Below are 25,658 nucleotides of genomic sequence, written 5' to 3'. Positions count from 1 at the left end.
GTTATAATTAAATTTACTGAATATATTTATTTAGAATTGGAGATAGATTATGGCTAAAAGTATGACCGGTTTTGGAATCGGTGAATATAAAGATGAAAACTATAGTATTAGCGTGGAGTGCAAGACTATTAACCACAAATATCTTGATATAAATCCTAGAATACCGCGAAAAATATCATTTTTAGAAGATAGATTTAGACAATTGGTAAAAGAATATATATCTAGAGGTAGAATGGATGCATATATCAAATTTGATGTAATAGGAACTAGTGGTTTAAAATTAGACTATGACAAAGATTTAGCTAAGCAATATTATAATATTATTAGCGATATTAGCGAGAATGTGATGAATAATAAAGAATCATTAAATACTATTTCTCCTATAGATATAGCTAGATTTCCTGATGTTATAAAGCAAGAAGAAGCTCAAGAAGATGAAGAAAAGTTATGGTATATGTTTGAAAAAGCAAGTAGAAATGCTCTTGAAAAATTATGTAATATGAGAGTAATTGAAGGAGAGAAGCTAAAAGAAGATATTTTACTAAGATCTAATATTTTAGAAAGTTCTATACAAAAGATAGAGAACTTTTCAGATACAGTAGTAGATGATTATAGACTTAGACTAGAGACTAGATTAAGTGAATTACTAGATGTATCTAATAAAGTAGACGAGTCAAGATTAGCGCAAGAAATTGCAATTTTTGCAGATAAATCTAGTATAACAGAAGAAATAGTTAGGTTTAAAAGCCATATAATTCAAATGAGAGATGCTATAAATATAGAAGATTCTATAGGTAGAAAAATGGACTTTTTGATTCAAGAGATGAATAGGGAAGTTAATACTATCGGATCAAAGTCTTCTGATATTAATATAACTAATTTAGTAATTCAAATTAAATCTGAACTAGAAAAAATAAGAGAGCAGATTCAAAATATAGAATAGTTATAGGAGGATGTAATGTTAAAGAAAAGAGGACTATTGCTAGTTGTTTCAGGGCCAAGTGGTGCAGGAAAAGGTACTGTATGCAAAAAAGTAATCGAAAATAACGATAATATTATGCTTTCTGTTTCAGCAACTACTAGACAACCTAGAACTGGAGAAGTTGAAGGTATAAGCTATTACTACAAAACAAAAGAACAATTTGAGCATATGATAGAAAACGGGCAATTGTTGGAATATGCTAGAGTATATGATAATTATTATGGAACGCCAAAACAAGAAATATACGATCAATTAGAAAATGGCACTGACATAATCTTGGAAATAGAAATGCAGGGGGCTATGCAGGTTAAAAAGAAATTTCCGCAAGCAGTATTTATTTTTATTTTACCGCCAAGTCTAAATGAGCTTAAAAATAGGATAGTTGGTAGAGGAACAGAAACTATAGATCAGATTGAAAAAAGAATGTCGTCTGCTTTTGGTGAAATAAAACTGATAAAGGATTATGATTATTTTATTTTTAATGATAGCATAGAGAAATCTGCTGATCAAGTAATGAGTATAGTAAATGCAGAGAGATCAAAAGTAATAAGATATAAAGAAGAAATTATAAGTATTTTTAAAAAGGAGATTTAAATTATGTTAAAACCATCACTTAATGATATAGTAGAAAAGATAGATAATAGATATTATTTAATCGCAACAGTTTCAAAAAGAGCAAGAGAACTTGTAAATAACAATGAACCTTTAATAGAAGCAGACCCTACAGATAAGCCAGTTGTAGTAGCTAGTGAGGAAATAATTGCAGGTAAGGTTGATTACAGATTATTAACAGAAAATGAAATTTTAGAAAAAGAAATTGCTCACAAGATTGAACAAGAAAGAAAATTGTTAGAACAAGAATAATAAAAATTAATATAAAAGAGTTTGATATAAAGTTTTGGCATTAATTTAGGAGTAGATATTATGTATAATGATAAGACAATTGTAGTTGGAGTGACAGGTGGCATTGCGGCTTACAAATCATGTGATATTGTTAGTAAATTAAAGAAACTAGGTTTTAATATACATGTTATTATGACCAAGTCAGCATGTGAATTTGTACAGCCTATGACATTCCAAACCTTAAGTAATAACTTTGTAATTAACCATATGTTTGAAGAACCAAAGACTTGGGAAGTTGAACACATTGAACTAGCTAAAAAGGCAGATATGTTTTTAATAGTGCCAGCTTCTGCAAACTTTATAGGTAAAATGGCTAACGGTATTGCAGATGATATGCTTACGACCACTGTTATGGCAACAAAATCTCAAGTAGTAATTGCACCAGCTATGAATACGAATATGTATGAAAATTCAATAGTACAAGATAATATTAAAAAACTAAAAGAACACTCATGTTTATTCATAGAACCAGACGAAGGATTGCTAGCCTGTGGGGACATAGGTAAAGGAAAATTAGCTCATGTTGATACAATTGTTAATTATGTTGAAAATTACTTTACAAATAAAAATATAAACAAGGATTTAAAAGATATAAAAGTTTTAATCACTGCAGGTCCTACAATTGAGGCAATAGATCCAGTGAGATATATTACAAACAGATCTAGTGGTAAAATGGGTTATGCCATTGCAAAAAGTGCAATAGAGCGCGGTGCTAAAGTCACTTTGGTGTCTGGAAAAACAAATTTAGAAATACCTAAAGGTGTGGATAAGTTTATTTCAATAGAATCTGCTGAAAATTTATATGATGCAATGACAGAGAAATTTAAGGATGCAAATATAGTGATTCAAAGCGCAGCAGTAGCTGACTACAAGCCTAAAACTTATTGTGATAAAAAGATTAAAAAATCAGATGATGACTTAATAATAGAATTGGACAGAAATAAGGATGTTGCAATGGAACTTGGGAAAATAAAAGAGAATCAAGTTTTAATTGGTTTTGCTGCAGAAACGAACGATGTATTGGAAAATGCTAAAAAGAAAATAAAAAAGAAAAATCTTAATTTTATTGTTGCTAATGATTTAACTAAATCGGGTGCAGGCTTTGGCACAGATACTAATATAGTAAAGATAATTGATGTGCATGGAAATATAGAAGAATTTCCAAAGCTTCTAAAAGAAGAAGTAGGAAATATAATACTTGATAAAGCATTAAAAGAGTTGAATAGATAAAAAAATTTAGGGGGATGATAAAACATTCCCCGTTTTTAGGAGGTGGAGAAATGTATTTACAAGTTATATTAAGAAATAAGGGCAGATACTCTGATATGTTATTTACATATTCTCTGCCTCAACATTTGGAAAATGAATTAAGGATAGGACACAGAGTAAGCCTGCCTTTTGGAAAGTCAAACAAACCTATAGAAGGTTTTGTAGTTAGTATTAGTAAATATATAAATAGTAAAGATAAAATAGAGGCTGACAAGGTAAAAGATATTTTTGATATACTTGACAAGGAACCTATGTTTTCAAAAAATCAAATAAGATTAATATTTTGGATGAGAAATAGGTATATGTGTACTTATAACGATGTTATTTCTCTTTTTTATCCTAAGGGATATAAAAATGAGTCGATAAAAGTATTAGAATTAAAGAATTATACTACTGTAGACTTATCAGAAAAGGAAAGTAAGCTCTTAAAAGAAATCAGGAGTGAAAAACAACTATATTATAACTACTGCTTATCTAATTACGGGTATAGCCTTATAAAAAAATTGTTAGACAAAAATTTAATAGCTGCTAAATGGATATATAAAGAAAAAATAAATCAAATAAAATTATTAAATGTATCTCTCAGTATTCCATATGAAGAATTGCTTAAGTATATTGAAGAAGAAAAATTAAGATTAGGTAAGAAACAAGAAAAATTAATTTATTTGTTATCCTTAAATGAATCAATACTATTAAATGATCTTAGAGATATATTTGAAGTAGGCAGTAGTACAGTAAAATCAATGGTGAAAAAAGGAATTGTAAAAATTGATGAAGTACAAGCATATAGATCAGTCAAACAAAATTACTTCCATCCAGATAAACAAATTGAATTAAATAGTAATCAAAAACATATATTTGAAGAAATAACAAAAAGTTATAAGGATGAAAATATAGAAAATAAGCCCTTTTTACTACATGGCGTAACTGGAAGTGGTAAGACAGAAATATATTTAGAATTAATAAAATATATGCTAGATATAGGACTGGATAGCTTATTTTTGGTTCCAGAAATAGCACTTACGCCTCAGATGATTTCAAGAGTAAGAAGTAGATTTGGATCAATTGTTGGAATATATCATAGCCAATTATCAGAAGGTCAAAAACATGATATGTATAAACAAGTAAAAGATGGCAATATAAGAATAGTCATAGGAACTAGATCGTCTATATTTTTACCATATAATTCACTAGGCTTAATAATTATAGATGAAGAACATGATATGTCCTATAAATCAGAAATGACACCTAAATATGACACACTTGAAGTAGCTAGATATAAATCTATAAAAGAAAATATATGTTTAGTAATGGGATCAGCAACACCATCAATTAGTGATTATTTAAAAGCCACTCAAGGTATATATAATTTACTTAAATTGGATAATAGAGCTAACAATATGTCTATGCCTAACATTGAAATTGTGGATATGAGAAAAGAAGTGGAAATAGGTAATAAATCTGATTTAAGCAAAAAATTAACAAGTGAAATTAGAGAAACATTAAAAAAAGGCGAACAGGTTATTTTATACTTGAATAGAAGAGGTTATGCTAATTTTGTATCTTGTAAGAATTGTGGTCATGTATTTAAATGTAAAAACTGCGATATATCTCTTACTTACCATAAGTATAAAAATAAAGGAGTATGCCACTATTGTGGACATGAAGAGGAAATTCCTAATATATGTCCTGTATGTGGCTCAAATAAAATTTCGAGTATAGGATTTGGTACTCAAAAAATAGAGGAAGAAATAAAAAAAATGTTCCCTGATTATAAAGTACTTAGAATTGATAAGGATACCACTTCTAAAAAGGGTCAATTGGAAAAAATATTAAGTGATTTTAATGAAGGAAAAGCTCAGATATTAATAGGGACTCAAATTTTATCAAAAGGACATGATTTTGATAATGTGACATTGGTAGGAATAGTGTCAGCGGATATGATGTTAAACTATCCGGACTACAGATCATTTGAGCATTCCTTTCAGCAAATAACACAGGTAGCTGGTAGAGCGGGAAGAGCTGACAAAAAAGGAAAGGTAATATTACAAACTTATGATACAGATCATTTTGTAATCAACAAAGCTGCTAGTTATGATTATAAAGCCTTTTATGAGTCAGAAATTAAGTTAAGAGAGGCATTTGCTTACGAACCCTTTAACAATATTTTGAGAATAGTATTTTCGGGTAAAAACTATAATCAGGTAAAAGAGGATTCATATAAATTTTATAAAACTTTTAAGTATTTAATCGAATCTAGTTCAAAGTATTCTCAGCCATTGATTTTAGGGCCAAATGAATGTTCAATAAATAAAATAAAAGATAAATATAGGTGGCAAGTTGTAATAAAAGACACACAAGTGGATATCAAGGACTTGAAAGCTATGGTAAAATATATATGTATAGAAAAGTATGAAGAAATTTTTAATAAAAGCGTAAGTATATCATTGGAATTGAATCCAAACACATTTATATAGGAGGAAAATATGGCAATTAGAAATGTATTAAAAATGGGAGATCCAGTATTAAATAAAAAATCAAAGCCAGTTATAGAGTTTAATGAAAGATTGCACTCTATTTTAAATGATATGGCTGATACTATGTATAGTGAAGATGGAGTAGGTCTTGCAGCTCCACAGGTAGGAATACTTAGAAGAGCTGTAGTAGTTGATATAGGAGAAGGATTAATAGAATTAATAAATCCTGAGATACTTGAAGCTAAGGGGGAACAAACAGATGTAGAAGGTTGCCTTAGCGTTGTGGATTATGTTGGCGAAGTTACTAGACCTAGTTATGTAAAGGTAAAGGCTCAAGATAGAGATGGAAATGATATTTTGGTAGAAGGTGAAGGATTTTTGGCTAGAGCATTTTGCCATGAATTGGATCACTTAGAAGGAATACTATTTGTAGAAAAAGTAAAAGAAGGTGAATAGTATGCGTATAGTTTTCATGGGCACACCAGATATTGCAGTACCATCCCTAGAAAAACTAGTAAATAGTGAGCATGAAGTATGTGCTGTAGTTACTCAGCCAGATAGACCTAAAGGTAGGGGCAAGAAATTAGCATATTCTCCAGTAAAAGAGTTTGCTATAGAAAAAAATATTGAAATATTGCAACCTAATAAGACTACTGAAACTGGTTTTATGAAGAGAATGAAAGAAATTAATCCAGATTTAATAGTAGTTATTGCATTTGGCCAAATTCTAAAAAAAGAACTTCTAGAATTGCCAAAGTTTGGATGTATAAATATTCATGTATCTTTACTTCCTAAATATAGGGGTGCAGCACCTATAAATTGGGCTATTATAAATGGTGAAAAGAAAACTGGTGTAACAATAATGTATATGGATGAAGGGCTTGATACAGGAGATATTATATCTACTAAGGAGTTTGAACTAGATAATGAAATAAATGCTGGTCAGTTACATGATATAATGATGGTACAAGGCGCTGAATTGCTAATAGATACTATAAAGGATATTGAAGCCGGTACAAATAAAAGAATAAAACAAGATGATTCATTATCAAACTATGCACCATTAATGGATAAAGATTTAGGTCATTTAGATTTTAATAAAAAAGCTAACGACTTACATAATCTAATAAGAGGGGTAGTTCCATGGCCTGGAGCATGGTCAATATATAATGACCAAAAGATGAAAATATGGAAATCCTCTGTAGAAAATAAAAATTCAGAACAAGAACCAGGTAAAATTTTATCTGTTGATAAAAATGGTATTAGAATTTCATGCAAAGAGGGTATACTTAATATAAGTGAGATTCAAATGCCAAATAAAAAGAGAATGCAAGTATCTGAATATATAAAAGGCAATAAGATAGAGGTAGGGTCAAGCTTAAATTAATTTTAAACTATTAATATTAATAATAATGTTATTAGGAAAGAAATGAGGTGGATTAATGTATTATCCATATGGTTTTTATGACAGTACTATGCTATTGATGATACCAGCTATTTTGATATCTTTATATGCATCTTTTAAAGTAAAATCAGTTACAAACAAATATTTTAAAGTAAGATCACAAAGAGGAATGACTGGATTTGATGTGGCAAGAAGAATTTTAGATAGTAATGGATTAAGTCATATACCTATATATCCAGTTGGTGGTGTATTGAGTGACCATTATGATCCTAGAAATCAGACAGTTTCATTATCTGAAGAAGTTTATCATGGAAATTCAATAACTTCTATATCTGTGGCAGCTCATGAATGTGGACATGCCCTACAGCACAGCAAGGGTTATTTTCCACTTACTTTTAGGACAGCAATTGTACCAGTAGTACATTTCGCATCATCAGCTTCTTGGATAGTAATTATGGCTGGATTTCTAGTTAGTCCTAGGTTTTTGTACATAGGGATTATGTTGTTTGCTGCAACAGTATTGTTCCAAATTGTAACTTTACCAGTTGAATTTAATGCATCTAGTAGAGCTATAAAGCAACTTGAAGCATTAGGTATATCAAGCGATGATGAAAACAGAGAATGTAGAAGAGTTTTAAGTGCAGCGGCACTTACATATGTGGCAGCAGCTCTTTCATCAATACTTCAGTTACTTAGGTTAGTATTGATAGCAAGAATGGGAAGTGATGATTAATATTTATTATTAATTTAAATATACTTATATTAATAATATAAGTATTAATATAAATATTAGCAATAAGTAATTAAGAGTTATTAGAGATATTAGTGATTTATAATATGACTATATGTTGAACATATAGTCATATTATACGTGTGAGGAGATAATATGACAGCAAGAAAGCTAGCATACAGAGTGTTGATGGATATTGAAATTAATAAAAATTATTCTAATATTTCATTAAACTCTTTTTTGAGGGATAGTAAATTAAATGATTCGGATAGAGGGTTTACCACAGAACTTGTATATGGTGTTTTAGAAAATAAAATTTACTTAGATTATATAATAAATCAATATTCTAAGATAAAGGTCAAAAAGATGGCTCATTCTGTAAAAATAGTTTTAAGAATGGGTGTATATCAGTTGATTTTTTTACAGGGAAGTAAAGATTATGCTTCAATTAATGAGTCAGTAAAAATTATAAAGAAAATTGATTATAAGTCTTCAGGTTTTGTAAATGCTGTGCTTAGAAACATAGCACGAGATAAGGAAAAAATAAGAGTACTTAAAGAGGATTCTATAGAAAATATTTCTATAAAATATTCCTTTGAAAGATGGATAGTAGAAAAATTAGTTGAGCAATATGGTTTCAATGAGGCCATAGATATTGTAAAATCCCTATCTTTAAAACCAAGGATTTACTTAAGAATAAATATGTTGAAAAAAAATGAATTTAATTCCTTTGAAGATTTAAAAAAATATATAATATCTGAACTTGAAAAAGAGAAAATAAGTGTAAGAGAAGTAGAAGATGTTAATGAAGCATTAGAAGTTGAGAATATTAAATCAATAGAAGACAATATACTTTTTAGAAATGGATATATTAGCGTACAAGATCTTAGTTCAATGATGGTAGCTAAGGCTTTAAATCCTAATAAAGATGTAAAAGTACTAGATGTATGTGCAGCACCTGGTGGAAAATCAATGCATATATGTGAAATGCTTGAAAATAGTGGACAAGTAATTTCGTGTGATATATATAAACATAAAATAAAACTTATTAAATCCTATGTTAAAAGATTAGGGGTAAAAAATAATATATGTTCGATTTCGGATGCTTTAAAATTAGATCAGAATAAGTTGGATTCTTTTGATTACATACTATGTGATGTACCTTGTTCAGGTATGGGAATAGTAAGACGTAAGCCAGAAATTAAATATAAGAAGGAAGAAGATCTACAAGAATTACCAAAAATACAGTATAATATATTAGAAAATGCCAGTAAATATTTAAAAAAAGGAGGAGTAATAATATACTCCACTTGTACTATATTCAAAGAAGAAAATATAGATATAATAAATAAGTTTTTAGAAAATAATAAAGAATTTGAATTGGATATAATAAACAATCTGGAATTTATAAATAAATATGAGAATGCATATATAAATATATTACCTAATAAGGTAAAAATGGATGGCTTCTTTATTTGTAGAATGAAAAAAATTTAAAAATTAATAGAGGTGTGGTATAATGTATGGAGAAAAGCTTGTTCTGAAGAATTTAACAGAGCTAGAGTTAGTAGATTTTATTGTTTCTTTAGGTTTGCCAAAATTTAGAGGAAAACAGATTTTCTCTTGGATTTATAGAGATATTAAAGATTTTGACCAAATGAATAATATCCCAAAAAATATAAGACGAAAACTAAGAGAAAACTCAATTATTGGAAACATTGAAATAGAAGAAAAATTTGAATCAAAAGTTGATAATACAAAAAAGTATCTTTTTTTATTAAACGATGGTAACATAATAGAAACTGTTGCTATGGAGTATGAAAATAGATTAACCGTATGTGTTTCAAATCAAGTAGGATGTAGAATGGGGTGTAACTTCTGTGCATCTACAGTCGATGGTTTAATTAGAAATTTAGAAGCTTGGGAAATACTTGATCAAATAATGAAAGTTCAAGAAAATTTAGGTAAAAGAGTTTCAAATATAGTAATGATGGGAAGTGGTGAACCACTTGATAACTATGATAATTCAATAAGATTTTTGAAGTTAGTAAACGAAGAAAATGGATTAAATATAGGAAATAGACATATAACACTCTCAACTTGTGGATTAGTTGATAGAATTGAAAAACTTGCAGATTTACAGATACCTATAAATTTAGCAATATCACTTCACTCTCCTTTTGACGATAAAAGAAGAGAAATAATGCCTGTAGCAAACAAATATAAAATTGAAGATATTATGGGAGTGTGTAGGTATTATATTGAGAAAACTAATAGGAGAATAACATTCGAATATTCTCTTATCAAAGATAAAAATGATTCTGACAAAGAAGCAGCAAGATTGGTTGAATTGCTTAGGGGAATGCTTTGTCATGTGAATTTAATCCCTGTAAACCCTATAGAGGAAAGGGATTATGAAAAACCAAAAATTGAGTATATAAATAGATTTAAAAATTATTTGGAAAAGAATAGGATACCAGTTACTATAAGAAATTCTATGGGATCAGATATAGGTGGTGCTTGTGGTCAGCTTAGAAGAAAATTTAAGTAACTTGTGAGGAGGAACTATATGGATTTTGTGTGTACATCCCACATTGGAATGGTTAGAAAGAATAATGAAGACTATTGCAAAGGGGAAATAATTGAAATATGTGAGGGCAAAGAAGTAGGAGTTTTTGCCATTGCAGATGGTATGGGTGGCCACAACAAAGGGGAGGTAGCCAGTCAGCTAGCAGTAGATAATATTATTGAATTTTTTAATAATAATTTTGATAATAATGAAGAAATAAAAACTGAGTATTTGGATGATTTAATAATTCAGGCTTATAATACGGTAAATAATCTTATATATGATAAAGCACAAGATGATGCGACTTATGATGGTATGGGAACTACATTAACAATGGCTATAGTTTATGAAAATAAAGCATATATAGCTAATGTAGGCGATAGTAGATGTTATTTGTATAAGGGAGCTGGGAAGCTTGAAAAAATTACTGTAGATCATTCAATTGTAGAAGAATATGTAAAAGCTAACATAATAACTGAGGAAGAAGCTAGAATTCATCCTGATAGAAATAAAATAACTAGGGCAGTTGGTACTGAGCCAGTGGTAATAGTCGATGTATTTACAGTAGAATTAGAAGAAGGTAATAAACTTTTATTAGCTACAGATGGACTAACCGGAGCCGTTGAAAAATACAGAATCGAAAATGTGTTATCAATGGATAGTGAGTTAAATGATATTGCAGATAATTTAGTCGAACTTGCAAATGAGCAGTCTGGCAAGGACAATGTTACTGTAATAATAGTTTCAATATAGGAGGTGTTATTATGGGAGCAACCGTATTGGGAAATAGATATGAAATTTTAAGAAAAATTGGCGATGGTGGTATGGCATTTGTATACCAAGCTAAGGATAAACTATTAAATAGAGTAGTGGCTGTCAAAGTATTGAGACCTGAATTCGTCGATGATCAAGAATTTCTTGTAAAGTTTAAAAGGGAAGCAGAAGCCGTTGCATCATTATCACATCCAAATATTGTTAATGTGTATGATGTTGGAGAAGATGGTAAAGTTCATTATATTGTAATGGAATATGTAGATGGGCAAAATTTAAAAGAAATTATTCAAGAAGAAGGCTCATTAGAAGAATATACAGCACTTGATATAGCAAAACAAATAGCTCAGGCACTTAGCGCTGCCCATAGAAATGGTATTATTCATAGAGACATCAAACCCCACAACATACTAATTTCTAAAGATGGTAGACAGGTAAAGGTAGCCGATTTTGGTATAGCAAAGGCAGTTAGTAGTTCAACTATGACTAATATGGGTAGTGTGATTGGTTCGGTACACTATATTTCTCCAGAACAGGCAAAGGGTAAGCATTTGACAAGTAATGCTGATTTATATTCTTTAGGTATAGTTCTATATGAAATGATAGTAGGAAGAGTACCATTCAATGGAGATAGTCCAATATCAATTGCATTAAAGCATATTAATGAGAATGTTGGATTTACAGAAGAAGAAGTAGTAAGAATACCTAAGAGTGTAAGAACAATAATAACAAAGCTAACTGACAAAGATCCAGAGAATAGATATCTTAGAGCAGAAGATTTAATAGAAGATATTGAATATGTAGAGAGAAATATTGATCTTTCTTATATGAAAGATTATGACACTTTTGCAAAAGGAAATATGTCAGATCGTGATTTAAGTTATTTTTATGGAAGAAAGCCAGAGATAAATAATGAAGAAGATGATGATTATTACGATGACGATTATTATGACGATTACGAAGATGATGCATATTATGAAGATGAATATGAAGATGATATAAAAACTAAAAAGTCTAAAAAAGACAAGAAGAAAGCTAAAAAAGAATCTCCAAAGGCAAGAAGAAGGCTAAAAATAATAGCTGTGATACTGATATTAATTTTATTGGGCTATGGTGTTGTAGCAGCTAAATATTTTGGATTTAATCCATTTGGAAATCATCAATCTACTGAGGAAGCTATAGTTCCTAATTTGGTAGAGATGAATGTAGATCAAGCACAAAGTGCACTAGATGAGGCTGGTCTAAAATTAGTAGTTCAGTCAAGGGAATCAAGTTCAAAGATACCAGAAGGTCAAATAATTAGTCAATCACCGAGTCCTAAGACACATTTGAAGAAAGGTGATTCTGTAAATGTTGTAGTAAGTAGTGGAGCTAGCAAGGTTCCAGTACCTAATGTAATAGGATTAAGCCTTTCTCAGGCAGAAAAACTTCTTAATGATAATGGATTACTGTTGGGAAATGTTAAGTATGAATATAATAGTGCTCCAGAGGGTACAGTATTAAAACAGAGTTTAGTTGGTGGATCAAATGAAGAAGGTCAAAAAGTATCTTTAATTGTTAGTAAAGGTAGAGAAAAGAAGGTGGAAGAACCTAGTATTATAGATGATTCAGAAAATAATAATACAGATACAAATAATAGCAACACAAATTCAAACACAAAACCTAATACCAACAATAATAATAACAATAATAATAACACTAATCCAGGAGATCAAATTACCCCAGGTACTGGTACCGGTGGTAATTCAGGTACAACATCGGGAAATACTATCGACAACAATTAATAATAGTGTAATAAAAAAAGAGTTATCATTAGGTAACTCTTTTTTTATAATTTAAAGTAGAATGGAGAGATAATATGGACAAAGTTGCTCTGGTAACAGGAGGATCAAGAGGTATTGGCAGACAAATATGTCTAGATCTTGCCAAAGAAGGTTATAGACTGATAATTAACTATAATAAATCTGAAGATAAAGCTAAGGAATTATTAGATGAATTAGTTTATAAAAAGTATGATGCTCATATATATAAGGCTGACGTATCAAAAGTAGATGAAATAGCATCAATGTTTAAATATATAAATGAAAAATATAAAAGGTTAGATTTATTGATAAATAATGCTGGAATATCATATGAAGGTTTAGTTACTGATATGGATGTAGAAAAATGGGATAATATTATGGATACAAATGTAAAGTCTGTTTTTATATGTTCAAAAGAAGCCTTAAAAATAATGATTAGCCAGCATTCAGGAAAAATAATAAATATAAGTTCTATGTGGGGTATATGTGGAGCTTCATGTGAAGTGGCCTATTCTACATCAAAAGCAGCTGTAAATGGTTTTACAAAAGCACTAGCAAAAGAGGTTGGTCCATGTAATATAAATGTAAATGCCATAGCACCAGGTGTAATAATGACAGATATGATGAATGACTATAAGGCAGAAGATATAGAGTCATTAAAGAATCAAACACCACTCATGAAGCTCGGGAGTGCAAAAGATATATCCAATTTAACTATATTTTTAGCATCTAGTAAGGCAGATTTTATAACTGGTCAAGTATTTAGTAGCAATGGGGGCTTTGTTATATAGAATAAATTATTTATAATACTTTATTTGAAAACTCTATTATGTTATCATATTAATATGATTGACTATTTGGAGGTATAATGTTAGAAGGAATTATAATTAAAGGAATAAGTAGTTTTTATTATGTAAAAGTAGCAGATAAAATTTATGAATGTAAGGCAAGAGGTCTTTTTAGAAAAAATAAAATAACACCTTTGGTTGGTGATAAAGTAAAGATTACGGTTTTAGATACAGTAGAATTAAAGGGAGTAATAGATGAGATTTATCCTAGAACATCTGAACTGGTTAGACCACCAATAGCAAATATAGAAAAAGTTATGATTACCTTTGCAATTAAAGCGCCGAAGCCAAATTTGACTTTGCTTGATAAATTTATAATTTTTTCTGAGATGGAAAATTTAGAAATAATAATAGTTTTAACTAAAACAGATTTAGATGATAATGATATTAGAAAAAATATAGAAGAAGAATTTACAAATATTGGATATAAAGTAATATCAGTAAGTGCACAAACAGGAGAAAATATAAATAAATTATTAAATGAGTTAGAAGATAGTATATCAGTATTTGCAGGTCAATCAGGAGTTGGAAAATCTAGTATTTTAAATGCTATAGAACCAAAATTTAACTTGAAAACTGCAGAAATATCTCAAAAATTAGGAAGAGGTAAGCATACAACAAGACATGCACAACTCTATACTATTGGTAAAAATGCAATTGTAGCAGATACTCCTGGATTTAGTTCTTTAGATATAACGGAAGTGGATCCAGATTTATTAAAGGAATATTTTATAGAATTTAGAAATTTTGATAATTGTAGGTTTGGAAATAAATGTATACATAAAAATGAACCTGAATGTGCAGTAAAAGAGGCTGTAAAAGAAGGAAAAATTTCTAAAAGAAGATATGATAGTTATATACAAATACTTGATGAAATTATTAAATCAAAGGAAAGATACAGGAGGAAATAATATGAAATTAGCACCATCTATATTATCAGCAGATTTTTCTAGGTTATTAGAAGACTGCAAGAAAGTTGAAAAAGCAGGTTGCGAGTATCTGCACTTAGATGTTATGGACGGGCATTTTGTACCTAATATTACTTTTGGACCACAAATTATAAAAAGTATAAGAAAAGATATTAATATGGTATTTGATGCACATCTTATGATTGAAAATCCTGATATGTATATAGGCGATTTAGCTGATGCAGGTGTTGATATTATTACTGTACACCAAGAAGCTTGTAAGCATTTACATAGAACAATACAAAATATTAAGTCGCATAATATTAAGGCAGGAGTAGTATTAAATCCGGCAACACCAGTTGAAACAATCAAACATGTTTTAGAAGATATTGATATGGTTCTACTTATGTCAGTAAATCCAGGGTTTGGAGGGCAGAAGTTTATACCAGAAACATTAAATAAGATAAAAGAATTAAAAAAAATGATAAAAGATAGAAAGCTTGATATTGAGATTCAAGTCGATGGTGGGGTAAATAAAGATAATATTAATATGTTAGTTCAAGCTGGAGCGGATATTTTAGTAGCTGGTTCTGCAATTTTTGGTAAAGAAGATATAAACCAAGCGGTAAGAGGGTTAAGAAATTCAGTAAAGGAAGATTAATTTTTATGGACAGATTTTATACTGCGAAAAAAGCATGTCTTGTGCTTAATGGAGTAATAACAGATTATAATAAAGTTTCTACCATCTTGAATGATATGAAATATGATATTATTATTGGGGTAGATGGTGGATGTAATCATTTGGATAAATTAAATATAGTTCCTAATCATATGGTAGGAGATATGGATTCAATTGATAAGGAAGTTCTAGATAAATTTATCAACTTAGGTGTTAATAAAAAAAAATATCCAGAAAAGAAAAATGAGACTGATACTGAACTTGCAGTATTGTTGGCCTGTGAGGAAGGGGCTGTATTAATTGATATATATGGGGCTCTGGGTGGTAGAATAGATCATGAAATAGCCAATGTACTATTATTGAAATATATAGCTAAACAAAATGCTTATTCAAGAATACTTTCTGAGAACGAAGAAATTTATTTACTTGAAAATGATGAATTGACTATTAGAGGGAAAAAAGGAAATATAGTATCAACTATACCAGTAGGTGGAAATGCAAATGGTGTAACCTTATGTGGGCTTGAATATCCATTGAATGAATTTGACATGGAATACTCTAGACCCAGAGGAATATCAAATACTATGCTAGAGGATGTATGTCACATTAATGTAAGAGACGGTTCTTTACTTATAGTCAAATATGATAAAGATGCTTAATAAAAAGATAAAATTTAGTGAGAGCAATAAAAAGTTAATTAGCTCTAGTCTCATCATTAATCATAAAAAAGTATTAAGAATAAAGATAGTAGCATATATTAATGGTAGATTAGCCATTGAAATGACTGAGATATTTAGTTAAAAAATAAAAATAGTTTATACTTTTGTTAATTGGAGGTTATTTATGAATACGTATAATATTTTAGTAGTTGAGGATGAAAAAGAAATAGCTGAAGCTATAGAGATATATCTAAAAAATCAAGGCTACAATATAATCAAGGCTTCAAACGGACAAGAGGGATTGGAACAAATAGAAAAAAATGAAATTCATTTAGCATTGGTAGATATAATGATGCCTATTATGGATGGTACATCTATGATAATAAAATTAAGAGAAAAATATAATTTTCCTGTAATAATACTATCGGCAAAAAATGAAGAAGTAGATAAGATTATGGGTCTTAATGTAGGAGCCGACGACTATGTAAATAAACCATTCAAGCCGTTAGAATTATTGGCAAGGGTAAATTCTCAACTTAGAAGATATACAAAGTATTTAAATTTTAGTGGTGATGCAGATGATAACAAAGAAGATGCCTATGTAATAGGAGGCCTAGAATTAAATGAAAATACTCGTAGTGTTTCAGTAGATGGAGTTAATATTAAAATAACTCCCATAGAATTTAAGATATTGAATTTACTTATGAAAAATCCAGGTAGAGTATTTTCATCTGAAGAGATATATGAAAAAGTATGGAATGAAACTGCTATCAATACAGATACAGTAATGGTACATATTAGAAATATTAGAGAAAAGATAGAATTGGATTCAAAAAATCCAAGGTACCTAAAGGTGGTGTGGGGCGTTGGATATAAAATTGACAAAGCATAGAAAAAAACTAAAAGGCGAATTATTGGAAAATGACCAAGATAGAAAAAAAGATAATGTTGTAACTGCCGTAGTGGCAGTTATAATACTTTTATTGTCTTTTTTTATGATATATAGGTATCATAATGTAGAAATAAAGTTAAAAGAAAATAACACAAATACATTTGAGAATAGAGATTACGCTTCTGATATCTTCTATTCCAATTATTATTTATATTACAAAAAGTATCAATCAGAGAATAATAAACTGCTTAGACCCTCTGAACTTTATCTAACGAAAGATACAATTGATTCTATGATTGCAAATATCGATGTAGACTATTACTCATCCAAACTAGATTATGAAACAGTAAGGAATTCATTTGATAATGTATTTGATGGTATTAGTAATTTTATTTTGAATTCTGATGGTAATATAAAGTACATGTCTATAAATAAAGATACAGGATATAAAATTACAAACTATGATTTTAAATCTACAATTGATAATATAGACAATTTTAGAAAAGCAGATAAGGATAAAGAAAATTATAATCAAATAAAAAATTCATATGAAGAAACTGATGATTATATAAAAAAGAATTTTATTAATTTTTTAGTGATGGATTATGATGCTAAAGGTCAATATAAATTGGTATATAGTCAAGGATTAGATTTTGAGAAGATGAATAATTATTTTTTGAATTTAGAATCTGATAAAAATTTGGGTGAAATATATGCACTTAGTGATATTGAATACTCGGAAAGTTTTTCTGACTTTAAAGTAGAATCTATAAAAAATACAAGGTTTATATATGCAATACCAAAGTCAATTGACAATTCATTTTATAGTAAAAATGATACGATAAGTTCCTATATAAATAGACACGAAAGAAATTCATATGCCACAATAGAAACATTGGGCAGAAATATTATACTAGCAATAGTAGTTATACTTATACTAACACCATCTAAATTAATAAGCGGATTTAGAGGTATTAAATCAATATTTAAATTGCCATTTGAATTGATTTTAATAATATTTTATTTTGTAGAGAGGTCTCTTATGAGTAATGATGTACCTATAAGAATAGTAAGAGAGACTATTACTGGTAATTTATTAAAATCTATAATTTCTAAAGATATAGGAATTAATCTAGCTAAGCAGATAGTAAATTTTTTAAATATATCATATTGGTTTATTATTTTTATGTCTGTGGTAATACTAACATTGTTATTTAAAAAAATTTTGGAATCTGGTGTGGTAAAATATTTCAAGCAGAGAAGTGCTATAATCTTGATATTATCAATAATTTGTAAAAATACTTGTAAGTTTATATTAGGCATAATAAATGCTGACTTTAAAAATAGAATAAATAGGATGTGTTTAATAGGTGTTATAATCGGAATTATAGGTTCCATTGCCTTGGCAATAACAAGTCCGAATAATTTTATTCCATGGATAATAAGTATAGTTATTTATGTAATTGTAGTTGCATTTTATATTAAAATAGTTATGAAAGAACTTAGTGATAGCAACGATGATTATGAAAAATTAGTTGGTCTTACTAGGGATTTAGCAAATGGTAAATTAGACAAAGATATAATAAATGAAGATGTGGGTGTATATGAAGAACTAAAAAGACAACTTATAAGCTTGCAACTTGCCTATAAAATGTCTGTACAAGAAGAAATAAAGAGTCAGAGAATGAAAAGCGAATTAATTTCAAATGTATCTCATGATTTAAAAACACCACTAACATCAATAATTTCTTATGCTGATTTACTTAGAAATTCAAATGTTGGTGAAGAAAACAAAAAATATATTGATACAATTTATAGAAAATCAGAAAGATTGAAATTACTAATTGATGATATATTTGAAATTTCTAAAGCTCAAACGGGCAATATAAAATTAGAAATGGCCCCTTTGGATATAGTAGAATTGACTAAACAGACAATTGGAGAAATATCTGATAGGTTAAATTCGAAGAATGTTGTATTGATAACAAAATATCCACAACAAAAAGTAATAGTGAATATTGATGGAGAAAGAACATATAGAATTTTTGAAAATTTATTAGTAAATATATCTAAATATGCTATGGAAAATAGTAGAGCATATCTAGATATAATAGAACAAGATAATATAGTAGATATAGTATTTAGAAATATATCTGCTACTGAAATAGACTTTGAAGCAGATGAAGTAATGGAAAGATTTAAAAGAGGAGATAAATCAAGAAATACTGAAGGTTCTGGGCTAGGTATTTCAATAGCAAAATCCTATACTGAAATACAAGGAGGAAAATTCAAAATAAAACTTGATGGTGATTTGTTCAAAGTTATTATTTCATTCCCTAAGGCAGAAATTTAATATAATCTAAACTTTATTTGTATAAAAACCTAGGCTATACTTTAGTATAGCCTAGGTTTTTATACAAATAAAGTTACTATATAGTTTTAATTTTAATAAATAGTTAATATAAAAAAAGTTCAATCTATCTATTTATAGATTGAACCCTTAATTTATTATGCTCTTTCAACTTTTCCTGAACGTAAACATCTTGTACAAACAGAAACCTTCTTTGGTGTTCCATTTTCCACTATTCTAACAGTTCTTAAGTTTGCTGACCAAGTTCTCTTGTTATGCTTGTTTGAGTGAGTTACATTGTTTCCTGAAACTCTGCCTTTTCCGCACACGCTACACACTCTTGACATACTTACACCTCCTTAATAATATGATATTAAGCCTAAAAACATATTTAATAATATCATAGTGCTAAAAAAAAATCAAGTAAAAATTGCAATATTAGAAGTTTTTTTGTATAATATAGTGTATGTACTAGAATTGTGCATATATATTATTAGGAGGTAAGATATGAGCTCAGTATTAAATAATGAATTAGGTAAAATTGAAATCGATAAGCATGTTCTTGCTCAACTTACATATAAGGCAGCAGTTGAAAGCTACGGTCTGGTAGGTTTCTCTTCTAAGTCAAAAGGTATTGTAGAGTTACTAAAAGGAGAAAACGCAACAAAAGGTGTTAATATAATAGAAATTAGTGAAAATCAGATAGATATTGAAATATTTGTAATTTTACAATATGGAACAAATATCACGACTGTTGCAAATAACATCATTGAGAGAATTAAATATACTGTTGAAACTTATTCTGCTATTAAGGTAAACCAAGTTACAGTAAATGTACAGGGAATAAGGGTCAAATAACAGGAGGAAAAGAATGAATAATAGGATTGATGGAAGATTATTTAGAAAGATGTTCATTTCAGGGGCAAATAATCTTCAAAATAATAAGGAAATTATAGACGAACTAAACGTATTTCCTGTTCCTGATGGGGATACAGGAACTAATATGTCTATGACTATTTCATCGGCAATAAAGGAACTTAATAAAGTTCAATCAGATGATATAACTGAAATAGGAAAAGCTCTATCAAAAGGATCGTTAATGGGAGCTAGAGGTAACTCTGGAGTTATCCTATCACAGATAATAAGAGGTATAGCAAAATCAGTTGAAGGAAAGAAGACTCTAAGTATAGGAGATCTTGCCAATGCATTTAAAAGCGGATCAGATACTGCTTATAAAGCTGTAATTAAGCCTATAGAAGGGACAATACTAACAGTTGTAAGAGAATCAAGTGAATTTGCAGTAAAAGATTCAAAAAAGAATGATAACCTACTTAAGTTTATGAATCAGTTTGTTGTAGAAGCAAACAAGTCTTTAGAAAAGACACCAGAGTTGTTAAAGAATTTAAAAGATGCTGGTGTAGTCGATTCAGGTGGTAAGGGATTAGTATGTGTATATGAAGGTATGCTATCTACACTTAGAGGAAAAGACATTGAGCTAATAGAAGTAAATACAAACGGAGAGAGTAAAACAGAAACTAATATAGGAGCTAACTCAATAAATAGTGAGGATATAAAATTTGGATACTGTACTGAATTTATATTGGATTCTGATACAGTAAAAGTAGAGACAATTAGAGATATTATGCTTGAATATGGGGATAGCCTTGCAGTAGTGGGTTATGATGGAGTGATAAAAGTACATGTTCATACCAATAATCCTGGATCTGTATTACAGGAAGCTTTAAAGTATGGTCAGCTTTTGACTACTAAGATAGAAAATATGAGAGTTCAGCATGAAAATCTAATACTTAGCGAAGAAGAAAAAACAAAAGATACTGAAGAAGTTGAACAAGTTTCTAATCCTGAAGAAATATCAAAACAACAAGAAAAGAAAAAATATGGTTTCATTACCACAGCTATGGGAAGAGGGTTGTCTGATATATTTGATGAATTAGGAGTAGATATAGTTATAGAAGGCGGACAGACAATGAACCCTTCCACAGAAGATTTTATGAATGCTATAGAGATGATAAATGCAGATAATATATTTATATTACCTAATAATTCTAATGTTATAATGGCAGCTAATCAAGCTCAAGAATTGTCTGAAAAAAATGTATTAGTTGTACCTACAAAGAATATAGCACAGGGAATAGGATCTCTAATTAATTTTAATCCAGATATAGAGCCTAAGGCAAATTTAGATAATTTCATTACAGCATTGGAATCTATTAAATCTGGTGAAGTAACATATGCTGTAAGAGATACAACTATGGACGGTATAGAAGTTAAACAAGGAGATATCATAGCTATTACTGCAAAGAAGCTTGCATCATCAGGTAAAGATATTTCTGAAGTAACTGAAAGAATGATAGATAAAATGATTGATGAAGATTCAGCTATAATAACTCTTTACTATGGTGAAGATGTAGAAGAAGACAATGCTAGAGCATTCGCTGAAAAGATACAAGAAAAGTTTGATGATGTAGATGTTGAGCTTTATTATGGTGGTCAACCACTTTACTATTACTTAATTTCAGTAGAATAAAATTTAGTTTAGATAAGAGCTACATATGTAGCTCTTTTTTATAATTATCTATTAATATGAAATGTAAAATTGTAGGAGGTATATATGTATAGTATTTTAACTGAAGATATACAATACGTAAAAGGCGTTGGACCAAAAAAAGCACAGAAAATGGCTAAATTAGGCATATACACAATTGAAGATGCTATTTTTAATTTTCCTCGACAATTTGAAGATAGAAGTAGAACGAAAAAAATAATTCAGCTAGTGGATTCCGAAAAAATAAGCGTAGTGGGAAAAATTGATAGAATCAGTAATTTTAGACCTAGGAGAATGGATATTACTGAAATTACTATCTCAGATGATACTGGAACATGCAAAATTGTATTTTTTAATAAAGCATATATAAAAAATACTTTTCGAGTGGGAGACAGGATAAAGATATTCGGAAGCGTTAAAATGGTAAATGATAAAATAGAAATGCATAATTGCGAGATTGAATATGATAGGCTGGATAAAAATATAGGTGTGATTATGCCTGTATATAAGCTTACACAAGGTGTAACAAATAAAGATATAATTGGAATAATAAGAAATATTTTTGATAGTTCAGATATAAAAATAAAGGAATATATGCCAAAGTGGCTTAGAGATAAATACGCCCTATGTGATATAAATTTCGCTGTAAAAAATATGCATTTTCCAGATGTAAAGGAGAATGTCAAAATTGCACTTTTTAGGCTTATATTTGAAGAATTATTGTTTTTACAACTAGGTCTTTTTGCTATAAAAGCAGGCAATAAAATTGAAGAGGGCATTCAATTTAAAAGTAGCGATGATTTAAGTAAGTTTGAAGATAGACTACCTTTTAAACTAACTATGAAACAAAGCAAAGTGCTTGATGAAATATTGGAGGATATGTCATCGAAAAAAGTAATGAATAGATTGATACAAGGTGATGTAGGTAGTGGAAAGACAGTAGTTGCACAGTTGGCATTGGCAAATTGCGTTTTAAATGGATACCAGGGAGCGTATATGGCACCTACAGAAATATTAGTTAATCAGCACTATGAAGGTTTTATAGAATTTTTCTATAACTCTGATGTAAAAATAGAGATGCTCACAAGTAGTCTTACAAAAAAGAGAACAAGTGAAATTTTAGAAAAGTTGGAAAATGGAGATATTGACATTATAATAGGAACACATTCTTTGATAGAAGAAAGGGTAAAATTCAAAAAATTGGGGCTGGTAATTACAGATGAGCAACATCGTTTTGGAGTAAGACAAAGATCTAAGCTAAGTGACAAAGGTAAAAATCCTGATATTTTGGTAATGACTGCTACTCCTATTCCAAGGACACTTGCTTTAATATTATACGGAGATTTGGATATATCCATTATAGATGAATTACCACCAGGTAGAAAACCAATAGAAACTTTAGCTATTGAAAAAAGCAAAAGAGAATGGATGTATTTAAATAATGTAAGAGGACAAATTGAAAAAGGTAGGCAGGTATACGTAGTATGTCCTTTAGTTGAAGAAAGTGAAGTTCTAGATGTTTCATCTGCGCAAGAAGTTTATGAAGAACTACAATATGACTATTTTAAGGATTTGAAGGTAGGCTTACTTCATGGAAAGATGAAATCAAGAGAAAAAGAAGAAGTAATGAATGATTTTAAGGAAGGTAGAATTAATATACTAGTAGCTACTACAGTTATTGAAGTAGGTGTAAATGTACCAAATGCTAGTTTGATGATAATAGAAAATGCAGAGAGATTTGGGCTTGCACAGTTGCACCAGCTTAGAGGAAGAGTTGGAAGAGGAAGTGATAAATCTTACTGTAATCTAATTTATGCATCGAAATCTGAAATATGTAAAAAGAGAATGAATATAATGGAATCCTCAAATGATGGATTTATCATTTCAGAAAAGGATCTTGAAATAAGGGGACCGGGAGATTTCTTTGGCACTAGACAGCATGGATTACCAGAACTAAAAGTGGCAAACCTATTTAAACATATCAAAATACTAAGAATGGCACAGAAAGAAGCGCGATTTATATATGCAGATGATCCAACTTTGGATAATATGGATAATAAGGGAATAAAGCAAAAAGTAGAGCAGATGTTTAGTGAAATTGATGGTAATATTTCTTTATAATATATTTTGTAGGCAAAGGAAAAAAACTAGTTAAAAACTAGCATATATGGTATTATATAGATATAAAAATCTAGGAGGCAATTTAATGAGAGTTATATCTGGAAGTGCAAGAGGACTTAAATTGTCCGCTCCAGCCAATGATAAAGTTAGACCTACAACTGACAGGGTTAAGGAGTCCATGTTCAATATAATATCTTTTGATATATGTGACAGCGTGGTCTTAGACTTATTTTCAGGAAGTGGTTCTTTAGGGATAGAATGTATTTCAAGAGGAGCTAGAAAAGCTTATTTTTGTGATAAAGATAAAGAAAGTATAAAATTAATAAAAGAGAATATAAAAAAATCTAGATTTGAGAATAAATCAGAGATGTTTGAGTGCGATTATAAATTGGCTCTTTCCAAATTACAAGCTAAGGGTGAAAAGATAGATATAATATTTGTTGATCCTCCTTATTATGAAGGTTTGTTTGAAGAGGTTTTAAAAAACATAGAAGTAGCTAATATAATAAAGGACTCTACCATAGTTGTAGTAGAGCATGATGCAAAAACTGAAATTGTAGATGGAACATTACTCAAAAAAAATAAGGAAAAAAAGTATGGTTTAACAAAACTTACTTTTTATTCAGTGGGAGAATAAAATGAATAAAGATATAAGGGCTATTTTTGCAGGTAGCTTTGACCCTATAACAAATGGACACTTGGATATAATTGAAAGAGCCTCAAAATTATTCGCTGAATTAAAAATTGGGCTATTGATTAATCCAAATAAATCGACTCTATTCACAGTAGAAGAAAGGGTTAATCTAATAAAAGAGTCTGTGCAACACTTGGATAATGTAGAAGTTATATTCTTTGATGGATTGTTGATAGATTATTGTAGAAATAATGATATATCAGTTCTTGTAAGAGGAGTAAGATCTTCGGCAGATGTTGATTATGAGTTGCAAATGGCTCATATGAATAAAGAGCTTGAAAATGAAATAGAAACAGTGATTTTACCAACAAATACAAAATATTCATTTATAAGCTCATCTTTAATCAAAGAGGTAATTAAATTCAATGCAAGTATAGATAGATTAGTACCTAATTGCGTTGCTAGAGAACTTAAAAATAAAGATTTTAGTAAATAAAAGTATAATGATTAATATAGACTATATTGGAGGTTAATATGAGCGAACAAATAAAGATTATGGAAATATTAAACGATATGGAGCTGGCTCTTAATGAAGCTACAAGCTTTCCACTATCAAAAAGAGTAGGTGTTGATAAAGATGAGTTTTTAAATTTAATAGATGAGTTGAAGGAAGCCCTACCATATGAATTAGAAAAGGCTATAAAGATAATAGGAGAGCAAGATTCTATATTAGAATCAGCTACAAATGATGCTAATTTTTTATTAGAAGAAGCAAAAAGAGAAAGAGATCAGAAAAACAAGGCTTGCAATGATGAGATAATAATTAAAAATAAACAAGTAGATGCGGAAATTGAAAGTATGATGAAAGAGGCTACAATTAGAGCAGAAGAGTTAGTATCTGAGAGTAGAATAATAAAGGAAGCAAAGCAAAGAGCGGATAGACTTATTAGAGAAGCTACAGAATATTCTAGAGATTTGCAATCAGGGGCTAGGAGTTATTCAGTAGAATTACTTGACAGTGTTGAAGCTACACTTGCAGAAATTCTTGCAGAAGTCAGAAATAATAAGTCACAAATATAGTTTTGGAGAACAA

25 protein-coding genes are annotated in these 25,658 nt (G+C 29.3%); 24 read left to right on the top strand and 1 reads right to left on the bottom strand.

Translation table 11 applies throughout. The features are described from left to right. Positions 1 to 49 precede the first annotated feature (49 nt). The 18 genes from O0R46_RS06405 to O0R46_RS06320 all read left to right on the top strand — a co-directional run bounded on the left by O0R46_RS06405 (position 50) and on the right by O0R46_RS06320 (position 19,247). Positions 50 to 943 (top strand): YicC/YloC family endoribonuclease, encoded by an 894-nt coding sequence (locus tag O0R46_RS06405; protein WP_269310900.1) that lies wholly within the window; start codon positions 50 to 52, stop codon positions 941 to 943. Positions 944 to 958: 15 nt separating this feature from the next. Next, entirely contained in the window at positions 959 to 1,576 is a 618-nt protein-coding gene (gmk, locus tag O0R46_RS06400; protein WP_269310899.1) for a guanylate kinase, read from the top strand. 3 nt (positions 1,577 to 1,579) lie between these two features. Further along, positions 1,580 to 1,846 (top strand): DNA-directed RNA polymerase subunit omega, encoded by a 267-nt coding sequence (gene rpoZ / locus O0R46_RS06395; RefSeq protein WP_269310898.1) that lies wholly within the window; start codon positions 1,580 to 1,582, stop codon positions 1,844 to 1,846. A 60-nt stretch (positions 1,847 to 1,906) separates the two neighbouring features. Then, positions 1,907 to 3,115 (top strand): bifunctional phosphopantothenoylcysteine decarboxylase/phosphopantothenate--cysteine ligase CoaBC, encoded by a 1,209-nt coding sequence (gene coaBC, locus O0R46_RS06390; RefSeq protein WP_269310897.1) that lies wholly within the window; start codon positions 1,907 to 1,909, stop codon positions 3,113 to 3,115. Positions 3,116 to 3,165: 50 nt separating this feature from the next. Next, the gene (priA, locus tag O0R46_RS06385; protein ID WP_269310896.1) at positions 3,166 to 5,631 is read left to right on the top strand and encodes a primosomal protein N'; all 2,466 of its coding nucleotides are present in this window, start codon (positions 3,166 to 3,168) and stop codon (positions 5,629 to 5,631) included. A 9-nt stretch (positions 5,632 to 5,640) separates the two neighbouring features. After that, positions 5,641 to 6,087: a peptide deformylase gene (def, locus tag O0R46_RS06380; RefSeq protein WP_269310895.1), complete on the top strand. Its 447-nt coding sequence runs from the start codon at positions 5,641 to 5,643 to the stop codon at positions 6,085 to 6,087. Between the two features lies 1 nt (position 6,088). Continuing rightward, on the top strand, positions 6,089 to 7,018 hold the full coding sequence (gene fmt, locus O0R46_RS06375) for a methionyl-tRNA formyltransferase (protein WP_269310894.1): 930 nt from the start codon (positions 6,089 to 6,091) through the stop codon (positions 7,016 to 7,018). Positions 7,019 to 7,073: 55 nt separating this feature from the next. Beyond that, positions 7,074 to 7,769 (top strand): zinc metallopeptidase, encoded by a 696-nt coding sequence (locus tag O0R46_RS06370; protein ID WP_269310893.1) that lies wholly within the window; start codon positions 7,074 to 7,076, stop codon positions 7,767 to 7,769. A 153-nt stretch (positions 7,770 to 7,922) separates the two neighbouring features. Next, a complete protein-coding gene (gene rsmB, locus O0R46_RS06365) occupies positions 7,923 to 9,263 on the top strand; it encodes a 16S rRNA (cytosine(967)-C(5))-methyltransferase RsmB (protein ID WP_269310892.1) in 1,341 nt (446 codons plus the stop codon). Between the two features lie 22 nt (positions 9,264 to 9,285). Then, a complete protein-coding gene (gene rlmN, locus O0R46_RS06360) occupies positions 9,286 to 10,317 on the top strand; it encodes a dual-specificity RNA methyltransferase RlmN (protein WP_269310891.1) in 1,032 nt (343 codons plus the stop codon). A gap of 18 nt (positions 10,318 to 10,335) precedes the next feature. After that, positions 10,336 to 11,088: a Stp1/IreP family PP2C-type Ser/Thr phosphatase gene (locus O0R46_RS06355; RefSeq protein WP_269310890.1), complete on the top strand. Its 753-nt coding sequence runs from the start codon at positions 10,336 to 10,338 to the stop codon at positions 11,086 to 11,088. Between the two features lie 11 nt (positions 11,089 to 11,099). Continuing rightward, positions 11,100 to 12,890, top strand: a complete 1,791-nt coding sequence (gene pknB, locus O0R46_RS06350; protein WP_269310889.1) for a Stk1 family PASTA domain-containing Ser/Thr kinase — start codon at positions 11,100 to 11,102, stop codon at positions 12,888 to 12,890. 74 nt (positions 12,891 to 12,964) lie between these two features. Continuing rightward, positions 12,965 to 13,699 (top strand): elongation factor P 5-aminopentanone reductase, encoded by a 735-nt coding sequence (gene ymfI / locus O0R46_RS06345; protein ID WP_269310888.1) that lies wholly within the window; start codon positions 12,965 to 12,967, stop codon positions 13,697 to 13,699. 77 nt (positions 13,700 to 13,776) lie between these two features. Further along, positions 13,777 to 14,667 (top strand): ribosome small subunit-dependent GTPase A, encoded by an 891-nt coding sequence (gene rsgA, locus O0R46_RS06340; protein ID WP_269310887.1) that lies wholly within the window; start codon positions 13,777 to 13,779, stop codon positions 14,665 to 14,667. 1 nt (position 14,668) lies between these two features. After that, the gene (gene rpe, locus O0R46_RS06335) at positions 14,669 to 15,325 is read left to right on the top strand and encodes a ribulose-phosphate 3-epimerase (protein ID WP_269310886.1); all 657 of its coding nucleotides are present in this window, start codon (positions 14,669 to 14,671) and stop codon (positions 15,323 to 15,325) included. A 5-nt stretch (positions 15,326 to 15,330) separates the two neighbouring features. After that, positions 15,331 to 16,002, top strand: a complete 672-nt coding sequence (locus tag O0R46_RS06330; protein WP_269310885.1) for a thiamine diphosphokinase — start codon at positions 15,331 to 15,333, stop codon at positions 16,000 to 16,002. 184 nt (positions 16,003 to 16,186) lie between these two features. Then, a complete protein-coding gene (locus O0R46_RS06325; RefSeq protein ID WP_269310884.1) occupies positions 16,187 to 16,894 on the top strand; it encodes a response regulator transcription factor in 708 nt (235 codons plus the stop codon). Further along, positions 16,869 to 19,247, top strand: coding sequence for a sensor histidine kinase (locus tag O0R46_RS06320; RefSeq protein ID WP_269310883.1), 2,379 nt, complete (start codon positions 16,869 to 16,871; stop codon positions 19,245 to 19,247). The genes O0R46_RS06325 and O0R46_RS06320 overlap by 26 nt, the downstream gene beginning before the upstream one ends. A 155-nt stretch (positions 19,248 to 19,402) precedes the next feature. Here O0R46_RS06320 and rpmB read toward each other — a convergent pair whose 3' ends face one another. Next, on the bottom strand, positions 19,403 to 19,591 hold the full coding sequence (rpmB, locus tag O0R46_RS06315) for a 50S ribosomal protein L28 (RefSeq protein WP_269310882.1): 189 nt from the start codon (positions 19,589 to 19,591) through the stop codon (positions 19,403 to 19,405). 160 nt (positions 19,592 to 19,751) lie between these two features. Here rpmB and O0R46_RS06310 point away from each other — a divergent pair, with 160 nt between their 5' ends. The 6 genes from O0R46_RS06310 to O0R46_RS06285 all read left to right on the top strand — a co-directional run bounded on the left by O0R46_RS06310 (position 19,752) and on the right by O0R46_RS06285 (position 25,645). Continuing rightward, on the top strand, positions 19,752 to 20,102 hold the full coding sequence (locus O0R46_RS06310; RefSeq protein ID WP_269310881.1) for an Asp23/Gls24 family envelope stress response protein: 351 nt from the start codon (positions 19,752 to 19,754) through the stop codon (positions 20,100 to 20,102). Between the two features lie 13 nt (positions 20,103 to 20,115). After that, positions 20,116 to 21,792: a DAK2 domain-containing protein gene (locus O0R46_RS06305; protein ID WP_269310880.1), complete on the top strand. Its 1,677-nt coding sequence runs from the start codon at positions 20,116 to 20,118 to the stop codon at positions 21,790 to 21,792. An 84-nt stretch (positions 21,793 to 21,876) separates the two neighbouring features. Continuing rightward, entirely contained in the window at positions 21,877 to 23,931 is a 2,055-nt protein-coding gene (gene recG, locus O0R46_RS06300) for an ATP-dependent DNA helicase RecG (RefSeq protein ID WP_269310879.1), read from the top strand. Between the two features lie 85 nt (positions 23,932 to 24,016). Next, positions 24,017 to 24,568, top strand: a complete 552-nt coding sequence (rsmD, locus tag O0R46_RS06295; protein ID WP_269310878.1) for a 16S rRNA (guanine(966)-N(2))-methyltransferase RsmD — start codon at positions 24,017 to 24,019, stop codon at positions 24,566 to 24,568. A gap of 1 nt (position 24,569) precedes the next feature. After that, entirely contained in the window at positions 24,570 to 25,061 is a 492-nt protein-coding gene (coaD, locus tag O0R46_RS06290; RefSeq protein WP_269310877.1) for a pantetheine-phosphate adenylyltransferase, read from the top strand. A 38-nt stretch (positions 25,062 to 25,099) separates the two neighbouring features. After that, complete coding sequence (locus O0R46_RS06285) at positions 25,100 to 25,645, top strand: permease (protein ID WP_269310876.1); 546 nt, start codon at positions 25,100 to 25,102, stop codon at positions 25,643 to 25,645. The last annotated feature ends 13 nt before the right edge of the window (positions 25,646 to 25,658 follow it).

Origin of the sequence: Peptostreptococcus equinus (assembly GCF_027125355.1) — a bacterium.
Classification (GTDB): Bacteria; Bacillota; Clostridia; order Peptostreptococcales; family Peptostreptococcaceae; genus Peptostreptococcus; species Peptostreptococcus equinus.
This window is presented reverse-complemented; position numbering and strand designations above follow the sequence as displayed.

Coding starts and splice junctions, on each gene's coding strand:
- O0R46_RS06405 (WP_269310900.1), top strand. CDS start 50: ATGGCTAAAAGTATGACCGGTTTTGGAATCGGTGAATATAAAGATGAA.
- gmk (WP_269310899.1), top strand. CDS start 959: ATGTTAAAGAAAAGAGGACTATTGCTAGTTGTTTCAGGGCCAAGTGGT.
- rpoZ (WP_269310898.1), top strand. CDS start 1,580: ATGTTAAAACCATCACTTAATGATATAGTAGAAAAGATAGATAATAGA.
- coaBC (WP_269310897.1), top strand. CDS start 1,907: ATGTATAATGATAAGACAATTGTAGTTGGAGTGACAGGTGGCATTGCG.
- priA (WP_269310896.1), top strand. CDS start 3,166: ATGTATTTACAAGTTATATTAAGAAATAAGGGCAGATACTCTGATATG.
- def (WP_269310895.1), top strand. CDS start 5,641: ATGGCAATTAGAAATGTATTAAAAATGGGAGATCCAGTATTAAATAAA.
- fmt (WP_269310894.1), top strand. CDS start 6,089: ATGCGTATAGTTTTCATGGGCACACCAGATATTGCAGTACCATCCCTA.
- O0R46_RS06370 (WP_269310893.1), top strand. CDS start 7,074: ATGTATTATCCATATGGTTTTTATGACAGTACTATGCTATTGATGATA.
- rsmB (WP_269310892.1), top strand. CDS start 7,923: ATGACAGCAAGAAAGCTAGCATACAGAGTGTTGATGGATATTGAAATT.
- rlmN (WP_269310891.1), top strand. CDS start 9,286: ATGTATGGAGAAAAGCTTGTTCTGAAGAATTTAACAGAGCTAGAGTTA.
- O0R46_RS06355 (WP_269310890.1), top strand. CDS start 10,336: ATGGATTTTGTGTGTACATCCCACATTGGAATGGTTAGAAAGAATAAT.
- pknB (WP_269310889.1), top strand. CDS start 11,100: ATGGGAGCAACCGTATTGGGAAATAGATATGAAATTTTAAGAAAAATT.
- ymfI (WP_269310888.1), top strand. CDS start 12,965: ATGGACAAAGTTGCTCTGGTAACAGGAGGATCAAGAGGTATTGGCAGA.
- rsgA (WP_269310887.1), top strand. CDS start 13,777: ATGTTAGAAGGAATTATAATTAAAGGAATAAGTAGTTTTTATTATGTA.
- rpe (WP_269310886.1), top strand. CDS start 14,669: ATGAAATTAGCACCATCTATATTATCAGCAGATTTTTCTAGGTTATTA.
- O0R46_RS06330 (WP_269310885.1), top strand. CDS start 15,331: ATGGACAGATTTTATACTGCGAAAAAAGCATGTCTTGTGCTTAATGGA.
- O0R46_RS06325 (WP_269310884.1), top strand. CDS start 16,187: ATGAATACGTATAATATTTTAGTAGTTGAGGATGAAAAAGAAATAGCT.
- rpmB (WP_269310882.1), bottom strand. CDS start 19,591: ATGTCAAGAGTGTGTAGCGTGTGCGGAAAAGGCAGAGTTTCAGGAAAC.
- O0R46_RS06310 (WP_269310881.1), top strand. CDS start 19,752: ATGAGCTCAGTATTAAATAATGAATTAGGTAAAATTGAAATCGATAAG.
- O0R46_RS06305 (WP_269310880.1), top strand. CDS start 20,116: ATGAATAATAGGATTGATGGAAGATTATTTAGAAAGATGTTCATTTCA.
- recG (WP_269310879.1), top strand. CDS start 21,877: ATGTATAGTATTTTAACTGAAGATATACAATACGTAAAAGGCGTTGGA.
- rsmD (WP_269310878.1), top strand. CDS start 24,017: ATGAGAGTTATATCTGGAAGTGCAAGAGGACTTAAATTGTCCGCTCCA.
- coaD (WP_269310877.1), top strand. CDS start 24,570: ATGAATAAAGATATAAGGGCTATTTTTGCAGGTAGCTTTGACCCTATA.
- O0R46_RS06285 (WP_269310876.1), top strand. CDS start 25,100: ATGAGCGAACAAATAAAGATTATGGAAATATTAAACGATATGGAGCTG.